At 58.4% G+C, this 21249-nt stretch carries 20 protein-coding genes; 16 read left to right on the top strand and 4 right to left on the bottom strand.

Annotated elements, in window-relative coordinates; all coding sequences use genetic code 11:
* The first annotated feature begins 179 nt into the window (after positions 1-179).
* The 7 genes from J4E00_RS28045 to J4E00_RS28015 all read left to right on the top strand — a co-directional run bounded on the left by J4E00_RS28045 (position 180) and on the right by J4E00_RS28015 (position 11700).
* A complete protein-coding gene (locus J4E00_RS28045) occupies positions 180-3536 on the top strand; it encodes a DUF5107 domain-containing protein (protein WP_208178677.1) in 3357 nt (1118 codons plus the stop codon).
* Between the two features lie 31 nt (positions 3537-3567).
* Positions 3568-6054, top strand: coding sequence for a beta-galactosidase (locus tag J4E00_RS28040; RefSeq protein ID WP_208178676.1), 2487 nt, complete (start codon positions 3568-3570; stop codon positions 6052-6054).
* Between the two features lie 192 nt (positions 6055-6246).
* Positions 6247-9147 (top strand): sugar-binding domain-containing protein, encoded by a 2901-nt coding sequence (locus J4E00_RS28035; RefSeq protein ID WP_208178675.1) that lies wholly within the window; start codon positions 6247-6249, stop codon positions 9145-9147.
* A gap of 834 nt (positions 9148-9981) precedes the next feature.
* Positions 9982-10617 (top strand): GNAT family N-acetyltransferase, encoded by a 636-nt coding sequence (locus J4E00_RS28030; protein ID WP_208178674.1) that lies wholly within the window; start codon positions 9982-9984, stop codon positions 10615-10617.
* Between the two features lie 316 nt (positions 10618-10933).
* Complete coding sequence (locus tag J4E00_RS28025; RefSeq protein WP_208178673.1) at positions 10934-11149, top strand: hypothetical protein; 216 nt, start codon at positions 10934-10936, stop codon at positions 11147-11149.
* Between the two features lie 152 nt (positions 11150-11301).
* Positions 11302-11472 (top strand): hypothetical protein, encoded by a 171-nt coding sequence (locus J4E00_RS28020; protein WP_208178672.1) that lies wholly within the window; start codon positions 11302-11304, stop codon positions 11470-11472.
* Positions 11473-11484: 12 nt separating this feature from the next.
* Entirely contained in the window at positions 11485-11700 is a 216-nt protein-coding gene (locus tag J4E00_RS28015; protein WP_208178671.1) for a hypothetical protein, read from the top strand.
* 84 nt (positions 11701-11784) lie between these two features.
* On the opposite strand, the gene J4E00_RS28010 is transcribed toward J4E00_RS28015, so the two are convergent.
* The gene (locus J4E00_RS28010) at positions 11785-12093 is read right to left on the bottom strand and encodes a cyclic GMP-AMP synthase DncV-like nucleotidyltransferase (RefSeq protein ID WP_208178670.1); all 309 of its coding nucleotides are present in this window, start codon (positions 12091-12093) and stop codon (positions 11785-11787) included.
* Positions 12094-12669: 576 nt separating this feature from the next.
* On the opposite strand from J4E00_RS28010, the gene J4E00_RS29910 reads away from it, so the two are divergent.
* From J4E00_RS29910 to J4E00_RS27980, 7 genes are all read left to right on the top strand, one after another.
* Positions 12670-12792: a hypothetical protein gene (locus J4E00_RS29910; protein WP_262898470.1), complete on the top strand. Its 123-nt coding sequence runs from the start codon at positions 12670-12672 to the stop codon at positions 12790-12792.
* Between the two features lie 9 nt (positions 12793-12801).
* Positions 12802-13092, top strand: coding sequence for a hypothetical protein (locus J4E00_RS28005; RefSeq protein WP_208178669.1), 291 nt, complete (start codon positions 12802-12804; stop codon positions 13090-13092).
* Between the two features lie 982 nt (positions 13093-14074).
* Positions 14075-14848, top strand: a complete 774-nt coding sequence (locus J4E00_RS28000; RefSeq protein WP_208178668.1) for a ParA family protein — start codon at positions 14075-14077, stop codon at positions 14846-14848.
* 5 nt (positions 14849-14853) lie between these two features.
* Complete coding sequence (locus tag J4E00_RS27995) at positions 14854-15207, top strand: hypothetical protein (protein ID WP_208178667.1); 354 nt, start codon at positions 14854-14856, stop codon at positions 15205-15207.
* Positions 15208-15907: 700 nt separating this feature from the next.
* Positions 15908-17089 carry a replication initiation protein gene (locus tag J4E00_RS27990; RefSeq protein ID WP_208178666.1) on the top strand — a complete coding sequence of 394 codons (1182 nt, stop codon included), beginning with the start codon at positions 15908-15910 and terminating at the stop codon, positions 17087-17089.
* A 344-nt stretch (positions 17090-17433) separates the two neighbouring features.
* Positions 17434-17787 carry a hypothetical protein gene (locus J4E00_RS27985; protein ID WP_208178665.1) on the top strand — a complete coding sequence of 118 codons (354 nt, stop codon included), beginning with the start codon at positions 17434-17436 and terminating at the stop codon, positions 17785-17787.
* Between the two features lie 74 nt (positions 17788-17861).
* Positions 17862-18380: a hypothetical protein gene (locus tag J4E00_RS27980; protein ID WP_208178664.1), complete on the top strand. Its 519-nt coding sequence runs from the start codon at positions 17862-17864 to the stop codon at positions 18378-18380.
* Between the two features lie 57 nt (positions 18381-18437).
* On the opposite strand, the gene J4E00_RS27975 is transcribed toward J4E00_RS27980, so the two are convergent.
* Positions 18438-18758, bottom strand: a complete 321-nt coding sequence (locus J4E00_RS27975; protein WP_208178663.1) for a hypothetical protein — start codon at positions 18756-18758, stop codon at positions 18438-18440.
* 98 nt (positions 18759-18856) lie between these two features.
* Between J4E00_RS27975 and J4E00_RS27970 the strand changes: the two genes are divergently transcribed.
* On the top strand, positions 18857-19528 hold the full coding sequence (locus J4E00_RS27970) for an IPT/TIG domain-containing protein (RefSeq protein WP_208178662.1): 672 nt from the start codon (positions 18857-18859) through the stop codon (positions 19526-19528).
* Positions 19529-19618: 90 nt separating this feature from the next.
* Here J4E00_RS27970 and J4E00_RS27965 read toward each other — a convergent pair whose 3' ends face one another.
* Positions 19619-20038: a hypothetical protein gene (locus J4E00_RS27965; protein WP_208178661.1), complete on the bottom strand. Its 420-nt coding sequence runs from the start codon at positions 20036-20038 to the stop codon at positions 19619-19621.
* A gap of 10 nt (positions 20039-20048) precedes the next feature.
* Positions 20049-20441 (bottom strand): hypothetical protein, encoded by a 393-nt coding sequence (locus tag J4E00_RS27960; RefSeq protein WP_208178660.1) that lies wholly within the window; start codon positions 20439-20441, stop codon positions 20049-20051.
* A 341-nt stretch (positions 20442-20782) separates the two neighbouring features.
* On the opposite strand from J4E00_RS27960, the gene J4E00_RS27955 reads away from it, so the two are divergent.
* Positions 20783-21136 carry a hypothetical protein gene (locus J4E00_RS27955; RefSeq protein WP_208178659.1) on the top strand — a complete coding sequence of 118 codons (354 nt, stop codon included), beginning with the start codon at positions 20783-20785 and terminating at the stop codon, positions 21134-21136.
* Positions 21137-21249: the final 113 nt, after the last annotated feature.

Genomic DNA, 21249 nt, shown 5'->3' with positions numbered 1-21249 from the left:
TGAGCGTAGTCGAAGCATCTCTACTGCTTCAGCTGGCTCCCCTCTCCCCGTGGCTTCGCGCATTAAGCGAACCGGGGCCGGGGGTGAGGTCCAACCTCAGAACAAAGCGGTAGAGATGCTTCGACTGCGCTCAGCATGACCGCCATTTATTAAGACAACATACTATAATACAGCTACCTATGCCCACTTCAGAGGTTCACATCTGGCAGGAAACCGTCCTGATTCCCACCTATGGCATCGGCGAGCCCGACCGCAACCCGATGTTTTTTGAGAACCGGGTGTACCAGGGCAGCAGCGGCGCGGTGTACCCGCACCCCATCGTGGATAAGATTTATGATACTAAGTCCGACCAGCCTTATATAGGGCTGTTTCTGGAGAATGAGTACCTGAAAATCATGATTTTGCCCGAGCTGGGCGGACGCGTGCAGCTGGCCTACGACAAGCTGGCGAAGCGCCATTTTGTGTACCATAACCAGGTGATTAAGCCCGCGCTGGTAGGCCTCACGGGGCCGTGGATTTCGGGCGGCATCGAGTTCAACTGGCCCCAGCACCACCGGCCCAGCACGTTTGCGCCCATCGACTACCGGCTTGAAGAGCACCCCGATGGCAGCAAAACCGTGTGGGTAAACGAAGTTGAGCGCATGTTTCATACTAAGGGGCTGGCCGGCTTTACGCTGCATCCCGGCCGCGCCTACCTCGAAATCAAGGCCCAACTCTACAACCGCACGCCGCTGCCCCAGACGTTTTTATGGTGGGCCAACCCGGCGGTGCGCGTCAACGATGACTACCAATCGGTGTTTCCGCCCGATGTCAACGCCGTATTCGACCACGGCAAGCGCGACGTGTCGGCGTTTCCCATCGCCACGGGCACTTATTATAAGGTAGACTACGCGCCGGGCACCGACATTTCGCGCTACAAGAATATTCCGGTGCCGACCTCCTACATGGCCATCAATTCGGCCTACGACTTTGTGGGCGGCTACGAGCACGACACCCAGGCCGGCCTGTTGCACGTGGCCGACCACCACGTATCGCCCGGCAAGAAGCAGTGGACCTGGGGCCACGGCGATTTTGGCCGCGCCTGGGACCGCAACCTCACCGACGAGGATGGCCCCTACATCGAGCTGATGACGGGCTTGTTCACCGATAACCAGCCGGATTTTAGCTGGCTGATGCCCTACGAGGAAAAGTCTTTTACCCAATACTTCCTACCCTACCGGGCGCTGGGCGTAGTCAAAAACGCCACTCAGGACGTGCTGCTGAACATCGAGCTACTAGGCGAGGAGGCACTGGTGCAGGTATTTGCCACCTCGGCGCAACCCGGCTGCCGGGTGCAGCTACTCGTAGCTGGCCAGCCGGTGCTCGACCAAGCCCAGGACCTAGCCCCTGAGCGCCCCTACGCCCAGCGCGTGCCCGTGCCGCTTAGCACCACCGAAGCCGACCTAGACCTGCGCCTGCTCGACGCAACCGGCACCGAGCTGCTCCGCTACGCGCCCGCTACCAACCGCCAGGCCGACTTGCCCGAAGCCGCCCGCCCGGCCCTACCCCCCGCCGAAATCGCGAGTAACGAGCAACTGTTCCTCACCGGCCAGCACCTGGAGCAGTACCGCCACGCCACTTACAGCCCCGTGCCCTACTACGAGGAGGCCCTGCGCCGCGACCCAGCCGATGCCCGCAGCAACAATGCGCTGGGATTGTGGCTATTGAGACGCGGAAAGTTCGCCCAAAGTGAGGCCTACTTTCAGCAAGCGGTAGCCACGCTCACCCAGCGCAACCCCAACCCCTACGACAGCGAAGCTTACTACAACTTAGGCCTCAGCTTGAAGTACCAAAACCGGCTTGACGAGGCGTACGAAGCTTTTTTCAAAGCCACCTGGAGCAGCGCTTGGCAAGACAGCGCCTACTTCGCGGTGGCGCAGCTCGACTTGGCGCGGGGCCACTACGCACGAGCCCTAACGCACATAAGTTGGGCCCTCGACCGCAACGCTCGCAACAGCCGCGCCTACGTGTTGCAAGCGGTGGCGCTGCGCAAGCTTGGTCAGCCAGAAAAGGCGTTGGCCGTGTGTGCAATAGCCTTGGGGCGCGATGGCTTCAACCTAGGCGCGCTAGCCGAGCAGGCAGCCGGCTACCAGGCGCTCGGCCAGTCTGCCGAGGCAGCTCAAAGCCTGGTCTGGCTGCACGAGCTAGCCCGCGCCGAAGCCCATAACTACCTCGAATACGCCCTCGATTACGCCGCTGCCGGGCTGTATGCCGAGGCCATCGAACTGCTCGAATCGGCCCTATCCCTTGCCGCGCCCGACCCACTGATGCGCTACCACCTGGCCTACTACTGCCACCTTGCTGGCGATGAGGCAGCGGCGCTGACGCACCTGCAAGCGGCTGCCGATACAGCTGCCAGTCACTATTTCCCCAACCGGCTTGAAGACTTAGCGGCGCTGCAATGGGCCACCGCCACCCTTGCTACCGATGGCCAAGCGCCTTACCTGCTTGGCAACCTCTGGTATGATAAGCGGCAATACGACGAGGCCATTACGGCCTGGGAAACGGCCGCTGCCCGCCAGCCCACTTTCGCTACTGTGTGGCGCAACCTGGGCCTAGCATATTTCAACAAGCGCCACGACCCGGCGCAGGCGCTGACGTTCTTTGAGCGAGCTTTTGCCTTGAACCAAGCCGATGCGCGTGTGTTCATGGAGCTCGACCAGCTGCGCAAGCGACTCAACCACAGTCCACAGGCGCGGCTGGCTCAACTCGAAGCGCATCCGGCATTGGTTGAGTTTCGGGATGATTTGGCGCTGGAGCGGGCCGCGCTCTACAACCTACTGGACCAGCCTACGCAGGCCTGCGGGCTGCTATTGGGGCGGCAGTTTCACCCGTGGGAGGGCGGCGAGGGCAAAGTATCGGGCCAGTACCTGCACAGCTTGGTCGAACTGGCCAAATCTGACCTTCGCGCCGGGCACTACGAAGCCGCCGTGGCCTGGCTCACGCAGGCGTTGGCCCCGTCCTACCCCGTCAACATCGGCGAAGGCAAGCTGCCCGGCGCCCAGGAAAACGACGTGCACTATTGGCTCGGCTGCGCCTACCAGGGCTTGGGCGAAACCAAACTGGCCCGCCGCGCCTGGCAGCAGGCTGCCACGGGCAGCGCCGCGCCCGCCGCTGCGCTGTTTTACAACGACCAGCAACCCGACAAAATATTCTACCAAGGCTTGGCTTTGCAGCAATTAGGTGAGCCCGAGGCAGCTCATGCGCGCTTTGCCCACCTGCTGGCTTACGGCCAGGAGCATCAGCACGACGCCGTGCAGCTCGATTACTTCGCCGTGTCGCTGCCCGATTTGCTTATTTTCGACGATGACCTCAGCCGCCGCAATACTATCCATTGCCAGTACCTGATGGGGTTGGGCTACGCCGGCCTGGGCCAGCCCGCCGCTGCCGAAGCTGCTTTCCAAGAAGTGCTGCGCCAAGATGCCGCCCACCTAGGGGCACACACGCACCTGGCGCTGCTCAAAACCCTGGCGGCTGAGATGCCAGCTTCTAGCTAACGGCTGCCTCATTTTGGCCCTTCCTTATCTTATGAAAACCTGGCTTGCCAACTTCTTTTTCCTGCTAGCAATCGGCCTCAGCGGCGCGGCTGGGCCTGCTTGGGCCCAAACTGGGCCGCTCGTGGTGGATGCTACCGCGCCTACCCCGCCCCCCGAAACTGGGTACCTGCGCCTAGGCACTACCACCGCGCCCGGCGGCCACACGCTGAGCGCTAATAGCCAGTACCTTGTCCGCGATGGTCAGCCCTGGTTGCCGGTCATGGGCGAGTTTCACTTCTCCCGCTTCCCGCGGGCGCGCTGGGAGGCGCAGCTGCTCAAGATGAAAGCCGGCGGCGTGCAAATAGTGGCCACCTATCTATTCTGGATTTTTCACGAAGAGGAAAAGGGCAAATTTGACTTCAGCGGCGACCGTGACTTTCGCTACTTCGTCCAGCTCTGCGCCAAGCACCAGCTGCTGGTGCTGGCCCGCATTGGCCCCTGGAACCATGCCGAGCTGCGCAACGGCGGCTTTCCCGACTGGCTAGTGAAGGGACTGCCAGCCAGCGCCTTGCGCAGCAACGACCCCGCCTACCTAGCCGCTGTGCGCCCTTACTGGCACCAGTTACGGACCCAAACCCGCGGCTTACTGTGGAAAGACGGCGGCCCCATCATCGGCATTCAGCTCGAAAACGAGTACAACCGCGGCAAAGCCGGCCAGGGCGCGGTGCACATTGCCGAGCTCAAAAAAATAGCCCTCGCCGAGGGCTTCGATGTGCCACTCTACACCGTCACGGGCTGGCAGGGTGCGCGCTACCCCGAGCAGGAAGTGCTGCCCGTTTTCGGCGGCTACCCCGACGAGCCCTGGGGCCGTGGCCCCGCCAAAATGCCACCGGTCGAGGTCTACAACTTTCGCTTCCGGAGCCGCGAGGGCGGCAACCTAGGCATTCAGGGCGGCGAAACGGCGGTGCGCAACAACCCCGCGCAGCTGGCGCACTACCCCTTTCTGGGGGCCGAGTTTGGGGGTGGCATCCCGGTGATGTACCGCCGCCGGCCGTTGCTGGCGCCCGCCGACGTGGCAGCCATGCTGCCGGTGCAGCTCGGCTCGGGCGTCAATCTCTATGGCTACTACATGTTTCACGGCGGCCGCAACCCGCGCGGCCAGCTATCATGGCTGCAAGAGTCGAGCCGCACCGGCAGCTACAACGACCTGCCGCGCATAGGTTACGATTTTCAGGCCCCGCTGGGCGAAACCGGGGCCGAGAGCCCACTCTTTGCGCAGCTCAAGCTGGTGCATTATTTCCTCAACGACTTTGGCGGACTGCTGGCCCCGATGGCTCCGCACGCCCACGCCCAGCAGCCCGCCAGCGCCGCCGACCTCACGGTGCCGCGCTGGGCCGTGCGCACCCAGGGCCGCCGGGGATTTTTGTTTTTCAACAACTACGTCCGCAACTACCCCCTGCCGGCGCGGCCGGGCGTGCAATTCACGGTGCAGCTGCCGGGCGAAACGCTCACCTTTCCGCAGCAGCCAGTGGAGGTGCCGGCCGGCAGCTACTTCATCTGGCCGTTTAATCTTGACCTAAGTGGGGCACAATTGAAGTACGCCACGGCGCAGCTCTTCACCAAGTTGCAGGTAGGTACCGAGCCTTACTACGTGTTTTTTGCCCAGCTTGGCATCCCGGCCGAACTGGTGTTTGATGCCACCAGCGTGCAGGCGGTTAGCACACCCAGCGGGCCGGTAGCGGCCACAGGTGGGCAGTTTCGGGTGGCCGACATCATGCCCGGCCTGGGCGTGGCGCTCACGGTACAGCCGCGCACCGGGCCGGCCGTGCGCGTGCTGGTGCTGACGGAGGAGCAGGCCCGCCACACCTGGAAGGCCCTGCTGGCCGGTACCGAGCGGCTGGTGCACACGCCCCAGGAAATCTATTTCGACCGCGGCCAGGTGCAGCTCCAAAGCGAGGGCCAGCCAGCCTTTGCGCTCGGCCTTTTCCCTAGTCTGCCCACCGCGCCCAGCGGCAGCCTACCCTTGCAAAAAGGCGGCCTAGAAGGTGTGTTTCAAACCTACACCGCCACGGCGCCAGCCCGCACCATCGGGGCCACAGCGCAGGCCGAGCAGCCGGGCGGCTTGGTGCCACCCATCCGCATGGGTGGGCCAGCCAAGGGCGCCGTGGAGCCCAGCGACACCGCTTACCAGCTGGCGGCAAGCTGGGGCCTTGCCCTGACCGGCGCCGACCTAAATGGCCTGGATGACATCATTTTGCGATTCACCTACGCCGGCGATGCTATCCGGTTGCTGGCGGGCCCTACCCTGCTCACCGACGACTTCTACAACGGCGCGCCCTGGCGGGTGAGCTACCGCAACATTGCCCCCGACCTCAAGGGCCAGCCCTTGCAGCTACGCATCTTGCCGCTGCGCCAGGATGCGCCCATTTACCTCGAAGACGGCCAACGACCCAGCTTTCCGGCCAGCGGGCAGGTAAGCGAACTGCGGCAAGTCGAAGCCATTCCGCGCTACCGGTTGGTAGTTTCTACCAAGCCATAAGACTTTCACCTTATGCTAATTACTGTGCGCTCGATGGCGCGGGGCTCTGCCCTGTGCCGACTATTGGCAGGCTTCTGGCCTGCTTGCGTAGCGCGAGATGTGCCCTAACGTAGCGGGCCAGAGGCCCGCAAATAATCGGCACGGGGCAGAGCCCCGCGCCATCGGTTTTTACGCTCAACGACTCTCTAGATTATGCGCTCTTTCCTTGTTTTTTGCGTGGCGCTGTTGGGGCTGCTCGGCGGTCGGCCGGGCCAGCTGCGGGCGGCCGAGGTGCTGCCGCTGGCCGGCGAGTGGCGCTTCCGGGCCGATGCTCAGGATGCTGGCGTGGCAGCCCGCTGGTTTGCCACTACCCTGCCCGAAACCGTGCGCCTACCCGGCTCAATGGCCGAGAACGGCAAGGGCGCCCCCATTTCGCTGCGCACGAAATGGACGGCCACCATCTACGACAGCTCGTGGTTTTTCAACCCGCGCATGGCCAAATACCGCCAGCCCGACAACTTCAAAATTCCGTTCTGGCTCACGCCCGCCACTTACTACGTGGGCGCCGCCTGGTACCAGAAAACCGTTGAGATTCCCGCTGCTTGGCGCGGCCATCGGCTGGTGCTATTCCTGGAGCGCGCTCACTACAACACCCGCGTTTGGGTCGATAATACGGAAATAGGCCAGCAAACTTCACTAGTTGCTCCGCACGAGTACGACCTCACGGCGGCCCTACCCCCCGGCTCGCACACGCTCACTGTGCGCGTCGATAATCGCCTAACGGTGCTCAATGTGGGGCCCGATTCGCACAGCGTATCAGACCATATTCAGGGTAATTGGAACGGGCTGATTGGGCGGCTGGAACTACAGGCTGGGCCGCCTGTCTTTTTGCAGAGCGTGCAGGTCTACCCCGACGTGGCGCACCGCACGGCCTTAGTCAAGCTGTTAATAAAAAATACGTTGCCTAAAAAAGCGAACGGCACCGTGCAACTGGCAGCGCAGGCATTCAACACCGCTACCCCGCACCAAGTGGCCCCGGCCAGCACCAACTTCACCGCCAAGCCGGGCGAAACCACCTTGGAAGTGACGCTGCCCATGGGCGAGGCGGTGCAACTCTGGGATGAGTTTCACCCCGCGCTCTACCAGCTTACGGCCACGCTGCAACCCCGCAAGGGCTTGGCCGACGAGCAGCGCACCAGCTTCGGCATGCGCGAAATCAAAACCCAGGGCAACCGCCTGCTGGTGAATGGCCGCCCGGTGTTTCTGCGGGGTGATTTGCACAACGGCGAATTTCCGCTGACCGGCTACCCCGCCACTGACGTACCCAACTGGCTGCGGGTGCTGGGCATCATGAAGGCCCACGGCTTCAACCACGTGCGCTTTCATTCGTGGTGCCCGCCCGAGGCCGCGTTTGCGGCGGCTGACCAGTTGGGTTTCTACCTCCAGCCCGAGGGGCCGAGTTGGCCCAACCACGGCACTTCGCTGGGCGACGGCCGACCCATCGACCAGTTCATCCTCGACGAGACCACCCGCATGGCCGCCGCCTACGGCAACCACGCCTCCTACTGCTTGCTGGCCGCTGGCAACGAACCCGCCGGCCGCAACCAAGCCAAGTACCTGGCCGACTTCGTGAAGTACTGGCAGACCCGCGATACCCGCCGCCTCTACACCGGCGCCTCGGTGGCCATGAGCTGGCCGTTGGTGCCCGAAAACGAATACATGATAAAATCGGGCGCCCGGAGCTTGCCCTGGGCCAAAGAGCGCCCCAACAGCACCTTTGACTACCACGCCGCCATCGAGAAATTCACCATGCCCTACCTCACCCACGAGATGGGCCAGTGGTGTGTGTTTCCTGATTTCAAAGAAATTAGCCAGTACACCGGCGTGTACAAGGCCCGCAACTTGGAGCTGTTTCAGCAAGACCTCGCCGACCGCGGCATGGCTGACCAGGCCGAGGCCTTCCTGCAAGCGTCGGGCAAACTCCAGGCGCTGTGCTACAAGAATGAGATAGAAGCCACGCTGCGCACGCCCGGCTTAGCGGGGTTTCAGCTGCTGGGCTTGCAGGATTTCCCGGGCCAGGGCACGGCGCTGGTGGGGGTGCTGAACCCATTTTTTCGGGAGAAAGGCTACATTTCGGCGGCGCAGTACCGGCGCTTCTGCCAGCCCACCGTGCCGCTGGCGCGGCTACCGAAGTTCGTGTTTACCAACAGCGAAACCTTCGAGGCCACGGCCGAGCTGGCGCACTACGGGGCCCAAGACCTATCCCCCTCAGCCCTGGCCTGGACCATCAAAAACGGCCCGCAGGTGGTGGCGCAGGGCAGCTTCGCCCCGGTGGCCATTCCTACGGGCACCAACACGCCGCTGGGCACCGTACGCCTACCCCTAAGGGGCATCAGCAGCGCCACCAAGCTGACCTTGGAAATTACCCTACCCGGCACCGACGTAGCCAACGACTGGAGCTTCTGGGTGTACCCGGCCCAATTGCCGACGCTGCCCAAAAGCGACGTGTACGTGTGCACCAGCCTCGACGCCCGGGCGCAGCAGGTACTGGCGCGGGGCGGCCGCGTGCTGCTGAATGCGGCGGGCAAGGTCGTGAAAGGCAAAGAAGTAGCCATGAGCTTCACCCCCGTGTTCTGGAATACGTCGTGGTTTAAGATGCGCCCGCCGCACGTCACGGGCTTCGTGGTAGACCCAGCCCACCCCGCCCTGGCCGACTTTCCCACCGACGCGCACAGCGACTTGCAGTGGTGGGAAATCGTGAACCAGGCCCAAGTGATGCACCTGGAGGATTTTCCGTCCGGCTTCCGGCCCATCGTGCAGCCCATCGACACCTGGTTTCTAAATCGCCGCCTAGCCCTAGTCTTGGAAGCCCGCGTAGGCCCCGGCCGCCTGCTGGTAACCAGCGCCAACCTATCGGCCACCGATGATGCCCAGCGACCCGCCGCCCAGCAGCTCTACTACAGCCTGCTGCGCTACGCCCAGTCGGCGAAGTTTCAGCCGGCCGCAGCTGTCGAGTTAGCCGTGGTGAAAGACTTGTTCGAAACACCCTCGCGCGAGCAGTTCAGCACCTTCACCAAGAACAGCCCCGACGAACTGAAGCCCCAGCGGAAGTGAACTGGGCACAAATGCTTATCAAGTGATAGTTTTTATAGCCTTTTTTACTGGCTAATTCCCTCCGCAAACAGCCTTAATGTTCAGCTAAATGAGCCAAATGAAGGTATTGTCTCCCTGACTTGGGCGGCAGGCTATCCTCCGGGTCGCCTTGCCTGCTCTTATGGTTTACTTTGCCCAACTGCATCCCTTGGTCGGCGCAGTGGTGCTCGACGGCAACCAAGAGACTTTCTCCACGGCGTTCCCAGCCCTCGGCGACACGTCTGCAGACGTGTACCTCTCGACCACAGCCGGGGCCTTCGAACTGGCCCAGTTCCCTGACGGGCAAACGCCCCGGGTGGAGCATGGGCCTGCGGGCCCGCGACTGGACCTGCCCCAGCAAGCGGGGGAGCCTCGGCGCCCCGTCTGGGCGCGTCCGGTCGCCGAGTTGCAGGCGGGAGAAGCCGTCCCCCTGGGGCACGAACGCTTCGCGCTTGGCGGCCTTTCGGCGCTACGTGTGACCCTGGGCGCCCGCGTGGAACAGGTGTGGCTGTATGCCTTTGCCGGCGAGGCCCCAACCGGGGCAAGCTCGTCTTCCCGGATCTGGTCGTGCACGTGGTTCCCGACGCGTATGGCACTGCTACCCGCACCGGCGCCTTGAAGGACTGGTTCACATACCCCGCATGGGAGCACACACTTTAAGAAGCCCCTTTCTTCTTCGTTCATTGAAACGGTCAGAATCGTTAAAACGAGGATTCCGCTTCTGGTAAGCATGTCGTCCTTCTCATCCCATCCATCGGCTCGTACGCCGTAGTTCGTACTACAATAGCCTCCTGTTGCCTCCTAGTTCCCCGAATAATGCCTGTTGATTTGCCTCTTCTGGACCGCTGGTTGACAGGTTGGAGCCTGGCCCGCGGATTGCCGCTGCCCCAACCCGACGGCGGTGGATTAGTCGTCGAGGTGGGCTGGCCCGAGCAGGTGCGGCGCCACGTGTTTGTGGACGCGGGACCCGCGCTGCAAGCCTGTACTATCCGTATCCACGAGCCCTTCATTTATCTCAAGGCCGCCGTCGAACCAGCCCACCTGCGGCGCGTACTGCCCGCTCCATGGCAGGTGAAACAGCCCCGATATTTGATGTCCTGTCCGACGGTGCTGCCCTACTCCTTTCCCGTGCCCGCCGAGTATGTGGCAATGGTCGCCGTCGAACATGGGGCTTCCGTAATCCGCTTAACCGATGCCACGGGGCAGACGGCGGCGATTGGGCGAGTCGTGCTGTACCGGGGAAGTGCGGTCTTTGACCGGATCGAAACACAGAAGTTTCACCGCCGCAGAGGACTGGCGACCGCCTTGATGGGCGCGCTGGATGCGGTGGCCGCCGAGGCCGGGGTTAGCGAGCGCCTGCTCGTGGCCACCGAAGCTGGCTGTGCGCTGTATACTCGCCTAAGCTGGCGGGTTGTGGCCCCCTATTCGACGGCTGTCCTACCCGCATCCTAATGGGGACGGCACACGTGCCAACGCCCACCACTGAAGCAAAGCAATAGCCCTTTTACGTATTTCAAGCGGTCCGAAGGTAAACGTAGTCTTTCAACTTAACGAGCGTTTAAACCCATTGCCTACGATGTGCGAAATAGCTATCCACACCAGTTCACATCAAGAGCACTCTGAAATTGAGATTTCGATTTCGGGTACGTGCACCGGGTTCGCCCGCGCCTCGAAACGGTTAACTGGACTTTCAACGGGGGTGTTTCCTCTCAGGCACAAGCTCCACAAGTATTATCCCGTGCCAATGCGGGAATTAACGATAGAGCACATGGAACAATCAAATGGGGTCATCACCGTCCGCATAGATAGGGCAGCGCTGAAGCTTTCGGGGGACGCACAAGCGTTTCGAAAATTGGCTGAATTTGTGGAAAACGTGTCTACCCTGGATGCCGGTGGGCATGTTCATCTGGATTGGTTTGCCAACACCGACTTGCTGGCACAGGCCACCGAAACGATGTCCTTTGTCTTCTACATCGAAGCCTAGCTAGGCAGCTTTGCTAGTGAGCCGGCGGGTCTTATGGGTTCAGTGAAATGATGGTTCACGCCGATGCTCGTGCTCGAATACGTGTTCGGTTGTCTGGTGCTGGTCGTTGTGGCCAACGGCTGGGGACCGGTCAATTCATTCCCGCGGTGGGGGTGGCTCGCCACGACCAGCACCGTGCAAACCGGGCTGTCGGGGCTGCTGGCGTACGCGGCGCGGCGGTGGACGTTGCGTGCGCCCCCACCATGAATCCTGCCTACTACGTGTATGGGCTCGTGCTGCACGCCTTGCTGAGCGGGTACGTGCTGGCCGGAGCCTCGTGGTAGGCCGGGCGCTACGTGCCCGTGCACTTTTGGCTGCGGGCCTTCGTGCCCCTGTTAGTTGTCGATGCCGTAGCCTTCCAACTGAGTCCCCAGGGTGTGCCCTTCTACCGTTGGCTGGACCAGCCCGGCACCCTGGGGTTCTTCCGCGCGCAGCTTTACGTCGTGTGCTGGATTAGTGCCTTGGCCATCGTGGGCCTCATCCGCATCCTTCCCCGGACGTTGACCCGGTAAAAACAGTTTAGTCAAAGGGTCCGAAGCTAAACGCAGGCCGTTTGATTGAAGGAGCGAAGAAATAGAATCGGTTAGTCTGTCCCTTTACTTGCCAATAGAAAGAGTTTTTCTTGATTTCTGCTGAGTAAGAGTTGGGCATGGACGGCGAATGCGAATGTCATCTGTAAGCTCATTTAACGCTTCTTCGACTCGCTTCTTTAACGTAAGGGGTGAATAGGCGCCCTCTCTGTCTTTCGGCGTATCAAAATAAACGCCTTGGTCAATGTCGTACCCACTGCCGCCCGCCAGCAGCTTAATGCCGGTGTTTGTTTTATAGCTGCCTTGGTCCTTAAAAGTCGGAATCAGATTTGGCTCCCCGTACTTCTCAAAAACCCCGGGCAGGTTGCCTTTCAAACGGCGATGGATAACGTTGCGCTTGTCGCACAATTGTTTCTATTTTTTGAATCGGTCCAGCCGAATCCCGATTTTTTTTATCGGGGTGAAACTTATTAAATTGGGTGTGTACGTTTGCTATAGGTGTGAAGTAGGGGGTTGTTTACCAAGTAACGATGCAGCGCATCCAGCCTAAAATGCACCTACTACAAAGGGTTTGCATTCAGCAAGACGAAGTCATCAGACCCATTAGCAAAACCAGGCCTGCACCATTAGTTCCTGCCTGTACTACTCTATTTATATTTTATCTGCTCATCAGCTAGTTTGATTATTTATTATCATTTGGTTTTTGCTCCAATGAAATGCGTTATTTCTTAGGCATACAGCCCCCCAACTCACTGATGGAATCATTGCGGAGCTTCAGAGGTGAACTTGGCTGGCAGGGAATGGAGCCTCATATCACAATGAAGGCACCCTCCCTGTGGGATTGACGGAGAGCCCACAGGATTGCTAGCGGTGCGTCAACTTTGTGAGCACCTTGCTCCCTTTCCAATTGAGGTCGGGGGCATCGGGCACCTTGGAAATACGACCCATTTCTTGCGGATTGCTTCCCCCGACTTAGGGGCGGACCTGGTGCTGCTCTACCAAGGCTCGTTGCCCGATGCCATGGCCTACCTGCGCCGGGCCAAGCGGGCCCTGATAGTGGCTGCGTGGCTGTAAGGAATGCCCATGGAAGACCTGGAGCAACCCTATACCAACTCACCTTTCGTGCCCGTGAACTACGGGGACGTCCGCTGCATTGTGGACACGACCTGCTTTCACCTGCGTGCGGTGATTCCCATTGTCCAGGCCCTGCACCCCGCGTTGCTGCTGGAAGACGAGGCGCTGGACGAGTTATTCCCCCGTCTGGAAGTCGGGTTGTTAGGGGTTGCCCTGCCGCTGTTAGCTGTACCCACCCTGACCCGGGGCGAAATCCTGCTGCTTGTCCGCCAGGGTGTTATCCACCCCGCTGTTGCCTGAGCGGTGGTCGAGCCAGTGGCCATGAAGCTGTTTGGCGCGGTACGAGCGCAGCAGCTAGCGGCGGTCTGGCCGCCGCTAGCTGCTGCGCATGGTGGCAATTGACAAGCAATCAGTCGGTATTCAACGAATCAGTTAGCTGCTCCACAGCCAGTGAAAGCGGGGCCAAGTTGAGACAGCAGCCGCTACAACCTGTTGCCCTCACGTGGCCCTCTGCTCGACTACATCGTTTTAAGGTCTAGCGCTCCCTGTAAAAACGCTGGGTCAGAAACAGGATGACAAGCCTCGTGAGTGGCAATCAACATCTGGCGAGTGACACAGGCTCAACACTCCTCTAGGCACTTAATCTTCCCTCCTTTGCTCGTTAGTTGATTGCCACTCACCCAGCCACTCGTTGCCAGTGCCTATCCTTTTGGCTTTCCAGCGCTTCAATGTCGCCTGCCCAAACAAAACAGGCGTATTGCCCTGTAGCTGGTATTTCAGTATTGCTGATATTGCACATAATTCCGTATTGCTGGCATTATGGTGGTTCTTTCATACATTGTTGGTTTTGCGGAAATTCCCGCATAGACGATGAGTCGAATAGATTGGCATCCAACATTTTGCAATATGTATTGCAGTGTAGCAGATGCAGATTTAAAAACAACCAGTTAAAGCACCAACTGCACTGTATTGCTTGAGAATTGGCTTTCACACCATTTTACAAGGATTATTCACTGCAGTGCGGGTACTGACCGTTTAGCCTTACTGCTATCCATTGCGGCCGGCCGATAACCTAATGTTATGGCCGCCATTTGTATTTCAGTATTGTAGCATTGCTAGTATGTACATATTGCTTGTACTTATGAGCAATACTGCAATTGATATGTACATGTTTCCAATAAATTTGTATTGCAATAAGTCTAATATTTTTGTGTTGCACATGTTGTCGTATTGCAGTGTTGTTTGTTAGCAGTATGTTTGTGAAGAATCTACTTCACCTCCCATGCGCATCCTAACATTTGCCAACAACAAGGGTGGGGTCGGCAAGACGACTTCCGCCCTGTCCGTGGCCCACCGCTTGGCGGAGTTGGGCAACCGGGTGCTTTTCATCGATGCCGACCCGCAAGCCAATGCCAGCACGGCTTCCGGCCTGCCCGCTGAACAGCCGCACCTGGGGCTGGCCCTCACGGAAGGGGAGGGGGTACCTACGCTGGCCTCGCTCTGCCACCCGCTCAGTGCGGGTTTAAGCATGGTGCGCTCGGCGCGCATCATGGCCCAGCAGGAAAAGGGCTTCGGCAATGCGCCCGACTATCAGTTCTTTTTCCGCCACCAGCTTGAAGAGGTGCAGTCCCGTTTCGACTACGTCATCATCGACACCGCCCCAAACCTGGGGCCTCTTACCGTATCGGCACTGGTGGCCAGCGAGGCTGTATTCATTCCGCTACAACCCAATTTATTCGGCAGCGAGGGGATGACGGCCCTCATTGAGATGGTAGCCCGTCTAAAACGCAACTTTAATCCGCAATTGCGGGTCGGGGGCATCTTTTTCACGAAATACTCGCCGACCTACCGCAAAGCTCTGCACCACCAGTACGCCCGCGACCTACAGGCCGACCCAGCCTTAGCCGCGCTGATCATGAGCCAAACCATTCGGGAAAACGTCTCCCTGGATGAGGCCCAGAGCATGCAACGGCCCATCTACGATTGGGCCCCCAACTCCAACGGGGCGGCTGACTATCGGGGCCTCACGGACGAAATTCTCACCCGCATTTCCTGATTTTTATGGCCAAGCCCTCAATGACTGGTACGCGCCCCCGGGTGGCCGCGAGTGCCGACGACCTGATATACGGGGTGGAGCCCGCTACGGCCCCACTTCTCCCAACAGGACCGGTAGCGCTCCTCCCGCCAACGGAGCCGGAAGCCGTCCCGGTAAGCCGCGTAGTGTTCACCAATCAACTCAAGCCCGACGTCTACCGCGAACTGCGTCAGTACGAGTACTGGGCGCACATGGAGTTGCACGAGGTGTTGCACGAGGCCCTAGTGGCTTATTTGGCCGATAAGCCCGAGGCGAAGAAGGCTCTGCCCCCTAAAGTGGCTGCCAAAACGCTCAAGCGTTTGGTCCGCAAGTCTGCTTAGCCGGCCTACTAGGTAGCTGCCTGCTTCCGCTGGCGCCGCGCACTGGGGGCTGGCTTCGCGGCCGGGTGGGGGCTCCGGCGATTATGGTTCCGCTGCCGCCACGTTAGCTTGACCAGAAGGGGCCTCACATTCTCCCTATGGGCGCCTAAACAAATGGTAACTGTAGCAGCAAACAGTAGAGGCTTAGAAACTTCGTTGCGATGGCCGGCTAGTTAGCGTTTGAAGGCATCAGCGGTGTTGGCTCGCCGCCGCGCCGCCCCTGAAAACTAACTGCACTTGAATGATTTAATTTTAAAGAAATAACTTTCTAAAAAGCTAGCTCTTTAGAAAGTTAAACTATATTAGAAGTATTACTGCTTCTACAACTAGCTGATTATTCGTGTTTTGAATACGGCAAGTGTAACCAAAAAGACGGCAAGTGTAACCAAAAAGACGGCAAGTGTAACCAAAAAGACGGCAAGTGTAACCAAAAAGACGTTAATCCTTTGGTTTACCTGTAACTACAAAGACGGCAGATGTAACTACAAAGACGGCACCTATCTGTAACCAAAAAGACGTTTGAAAACGGTTCTAAGTGTAACTAAAAAGACGTTGCCCTTGTGTCATAAGTGTAACCAAAAAGACGTTCGAAGCTGGTGCTAAGTGTAACCAAAAAGACGTTGGTACCCTGCTCTATCTGTAACCAAAAAGACGGCACTCAATGCAACCGGAAGACAATCCTAACCAGCAGCTTGCTCAGCACAACGCGCTGATAAACGCCCGTTTTTCGATGATACCGCTGCAAATGCGGCTGTTCGTGTCCATGCTGGCTCGGCAGGATTTTGGACAAACCGAGTTCCGCAGCCACCTTATTCCCATTAAGGAATTGATTCTCGATTCACAAGCCGGGTCGGCCTACGAACGGGTGGATGCCATGTGCCAGAACATCATGGAGTTTAAAATCTACATTGAGAAGCTAGAGCCCCAAACCCGCCGGCGCACCAAAAAACCGGCTTTTACTTACATCAATCTGATTTCGACCGCTAGCTGGGAACCCGAACTGGGCGGGGTGGTGGCCAGCTTCAACGTAGATGCGCTGCCCTATCTGCTGCAACTTCAAGAGGCCGGCAACTTTACCTTGGCCGACCTAAAAGAGGTTCAGAAGCTCAAAAGCCCTTCCGCCTTGCGCATCTACTGGCTGCTGAAAGAATATGCGGAATTTGGTCGTCGCACCATGAGCGTGCAGGAGTTGCGATTTGTGCTGGATGTGCAGGACCACGAATACCCCCAATTCAGAAGCTTCAAGGCCAAAGTACTGGAACCAGCCCGCGACCAGCTTGCCGTCACCGACATACCCTTTTCCTACGAGGTGCAGCGGCAAGGCAAGGTCGTGCAGCGGGTTAGCTTTCAATTTGCGCGCAAGGCCCCGGTCAAGAAAGCGCCCGTCTTGCCGGTGGACTCTTGGGCGGCCGCGCTGCTGGAACTGGGGTTGAAGACCGACAGCATCCAACAAGTGGAAACCCAGTTAAAAGCCAAAGAATACGACGAGGGGTACTTGCGTTTCGTCATCGAAAGAGTTGGATCGCAGCACCGGCTGGGAAAAATTAAAAAACCCGCCGGGGCCATCTACAAAGCATTGGTAGAAAAATACCTGTTGCCGGATTACCTAGAGAGTCAGCGTACAGCGACGCCGCCAAAAAAGGCACTGGCGGCTAAAAAAACGGTGGCGACCACTGAAGTCACATACTTAGTGGCCGAAGTAAGGGCCATGTACGACAGCCCTGGACCCTTTGCCAGGAAAAACCGTCTGCCCACCTTCGAGGAGCATTTGCAAGCCATTTATCTTTCTCAGGGGTTTAGCATGGAAGAACGCGGCGGTCAAAAATGGCTTGTGAAGAAATAAGGCTGTAATAGTGCGGCTTGCTGTAGATTGTTATGCTTATAGGTGCATCACACCGTCTGGTTTCGCTTGCACGTTCTTTAGGTTATGGGCCTGTCAGTACCGCATGCCAACGCAACGGCAAAAAGTAACAATTAGGCTTTGTTTGAGAATATAACGAGCGGGTAGGGTAAGGAGGCCGGTGCGGTGCGATAGGCCCTCTTATGGCAACGGGGAGCAAAATTATTCTAAGCCTTCCCAAGAATTTTGCAGACGTAACCGCAAGTCACAACTTACTAAAACCACCGTTTGCGTGAACGCTAATCTACTTTATAGCAGCAATCACTCGCCTTATTGGGCATCGAGCAATGACAAACACCACCAAAGTCCTGGTCTTTCTTTTCGTCGCAGCGGGGGCTGGTTACGTCTTTCAGCGGATTAACTGCCGTTACTCCACCGTGCTGAAGGAGCCCATCCGGCTCACGTATTTCACCCACCAGCGCGTTGTCGCGGCAGGAGACCGGTATTTGACTGCGGTGGACGAAGTAGACTCTTCTTCCCCCACCGGCTCGTTCAGCCTGAGCACGGTAGATGTCCCGTCCCTGAGGCCCCTGGATTCCGGCTGCAGCGCCGCGACGATGTTTGCCGACAAAGACTTCACCTACCTCATTCATCATGGGGAGGACCCGTACATGGTGAGGGAAGCGATACAAGTGAAATAACACTCGGTAATTTAGACCACCCTTTGGCTAAACGCGAGCTTTGCTTTGAGTGGTATCGTCCTCCTTTTCTCCCGTTGGCCGTGGTTAACTTGTTGCTGTATCCGCCCACCCAACCGGGGGCAAAAGAACCGGAGGACACGAGCCTGGGCGAAGCCTTGGAATCGTGCTTTCCCTACTTGCTGGATGGGGCCCGGCTGCACTGGAACGGCGTGCCGGTACCGCTTTCCTACAAGTACGACCTGAGCATCGTCGTCCACAATGTGGTCGGTTTGGTCCGGCAGCTGCGGACCGTCACCCAGGGCAGTTTCTCCATTTGTTGGCCCTCGAACACCTTTCACGCAAGCTGGTTGGTAGAAATGGCCGCAGGCAGGGTACGGGTCACTGCTTCTTGGCACAGCGTGTCCGCGCAGGATGGGCCCTTGGAAGAGGCGTTAAATGCTGTCCCGGTAGTGGAAGCGGAACAAGCCGCGTTTATGGCCCAGTGGGTGGCCTTGCTACGCTTGGCACACCAATACTTGATTGCAACGGGCTACACGCTGGAGGAATTGGAGGACTACGGCCCACTTCTCGCTGAACTAGCGCACCATCGATAAGAATCCCACCGTAACGCTCATTAATTAGACCACCCTTTCGCTGAACTAAGGAACGCCTTACTTCAGCGCTGGAATGGGCTTTGCGCTGACTCTGATTTCTCTGGTCAGGTGCCCAAAAACGGTGGCCGTCACTGTTTCGCCAAGGGCCGGATGGTGTACGGCAAAGGGAGCCGCGGGTGGATTGGCCGGGTCATATTCTGGCGCATCGGCATAGTGAATGATTTCCAGCAAGACCTTCACGCCCGGCAGGCCCACGTCCAGAAATACGCCGAAAGGGGCTTGATGTACGACGGTGCCCGTTAAGGGGCTACCCACCGGGTACTGGGCCACAGCCGCTAGCCACGCTTGCTGGTGTACGGTGTCATCGGGTGCGTTCATCACGAAACATACGCTCGTTATTTCAATCGGACCGTTTGCATAGACTTTGATGCTATCTTGATAAATTAGTGGTTGGTGAACGAAAGTGTCTCTCTTCTATGAAAACGAAACTAGTACCTTCTACCTTGCCTTTGCTGGCCTTGCTCTTTTTTGCTTGTGAACGCGAGGACGCCCCGCATCGGGTCCTGATTACCGATATTACCCCCGGCACGACCCAGATTGGGGGGAGCACGCTCAACACGGCGGTTATCGGCGATACCCTAACCATCCAGGGAGAGGGCTTTAGCGGCGTGACCACCGAGAATCAAGTGACCGTGCAAGGCCTGCCGGCCCCGGTGCTGACGGCTTCGACCACCCAACTCCGCGCAAGGGTGCCGGCGGGCGTACCCTATGCCTATGTGTCAGTGGTCGTGACCCGGGACGGCTACGAGCCGGCAAGGCACCAAATCAGCGTTCGCTCTACTCCTTCGCCTATCATTACGGGCATTCGACCCAGCCAGGGCCGCGTGGGCACGGTGGTGACCATCTACGGCCGGCACTTATTGGAGACCGTACAAGCCGACCAGTTGGCGTTTGCCAACGCCAGCGGGCAGGCCGCGTCGGTTATCGTCTCGCCCCTGAACCCGGTCCTGTCCACGGCCGACTCCCTCCAAATTCAGGTGCCTGCCGGGGCCGGAACCGGCCGCATTGCGCTCTACGCCCATCCCGTAGAGAACATGGCCAATAGTTTTGGCAGCATTGTCACGTCGGTCTTCACGGTGATTCCCTAATCGCCTGCTCACTTCACCGGAGGGGAACGTGCGGCGATTAATTCACTCGTTAGTTTAGACCACCGTTTGCGTGAACACATAAATGGTTCGCTAATACTGTATTTCTACCGGTAATTCGGCTGCTATGCATGCCTGATATGCCCGTTCAAAGCGGGCCATGTCCCAGCCCTGCTGCTGCACGAACTGACGTACTCCCGCTTGCATACGTGCAAGCAAATACTGCTGACGCTCTTGGTCAGTCGCCAGACGCACCAATAGCTGAAAATCAACCACTAGATAGTAGTCGAGATACCCGACTACTTTTTTCTCTACCCGCCTGTTCTCCGTTGGAAGATTGGTTAGAAAGAGAAGAATGGTGTGGATTCCGTCGAAAGAGGACCCGCGCAAAAAAGTGGAATAGTGCGCCGTCAACCGAGTACATAGCAATCGCCGAAAAGGTAAAGTGGCAATTGCTTCATGGCTAAAGTAGATGGACAGTCGTCGAAAGCGTTTGTGGACGTAACGAGGCATAGAAGGCAGACTACAGCAGGAGCAGGCCGCTGGTACCATCTCCTGGTATAATGATTTCCCCATCCTCGGCACTGACGTTAAAAAAGCCTACACCGTGTTTGGCAGCCAAGGACCTCATCGTCTCATAGGCTACGGATGCTTGCGACCAAGCAAAGCTCACGTAGATGGCCCCGGTGAAAATGCTGTACTCCCCACACCTACCGTTCGCTATTTCCTCTTCCTCCACGGTGTCCATGTCGGGAAAGGCAGCCACCATTTCCTGGTGCCATGCCAGCATAGCGGGTGAATCAGACGTGATTTCTCCGTCGTCTTCTCCCTCCAGTTGGCAGTCGAACCATTCCAGAAAGTCAGCGCGGTTCCTCGGTGCGGAATCCTTCGCAAATACCATTAAGTCGTAGCTCATCGAAAGGGCTTAGTGAAAGGGCATAATTACGCTCGTTATTCTAAACAAAGCAGTTTTACTGCCGTACCGTTTAGATGAACTCATTATCATGATTTAGTTAAGGGTTCGTATCCCCATGAAAGCGCTTTTCGTGAAACACGTTTTACTCGCCCTGTTACTCGTGGGCAGCCTGCCTGCGGTGGGGGGCCGGGGGGGCTCTTGCATCCTCTCCCTGCAGCAGTGCCGCTTGCCAGGGAGAGCGCCGCTAACGAACCGACCACGTGGGACCTGGTGTATTCAATTATTTGCTCTTCCACTGCTTGGACACCACGTGTACCGAATCGTGGCAAAGCCTTCAGACCATGACTTCTGGCTTCTTTGCCTTTGAAAGGCGCAAGGCCGATGTGTTGGAAGAGCAAAAGGGCGAGGCTTCCCTCTACGAATTCAACCGGAAAGGGAGTAAGACAAAAAAGGCAGACGCCTTGGTCACCCCCGATTCGTTTCTGTTCGCGTCAACCTTTTTTCCGGACGAGGTGTACGAAGAGAAAATTGTCCATCGCACCAACCATGTATTGGTCTTAGCTCACGGGCCGGAGAATATCCACATTTACTTCAACCACATCAACCCACCGGATTCGTTGACCGCCGCCCAATGCAGCCGCTTGATGGTAAAAGCAGTTCAATTGTCTGGTAAACCGGCTCTTCCGTGTAAGTAGAGCCCCCTTAAATTAAATTGCCGCGTTTACCTCCGGACCGTTTACGTGAACGCGCTGCCGGGGGCGCAGGCCCAGGGCGCTTGCGTACCTTAGGGTCGCCTCCTATAGTGAAG

This window comes from Hymenobacter negativus (assembly GCF_017571495.1).
GTDB lineage: Bacteria > Bacteroidota > Bacteroidia > Cytophagales > Hymenobacteraceae > Hymenobacter > Hymenobacter negativus.
The sequence above is the reverse complement of the archived record's forward strand: the minus strand, read 5'-3'. Positions and strand labels throughout refer to the sequence as shown.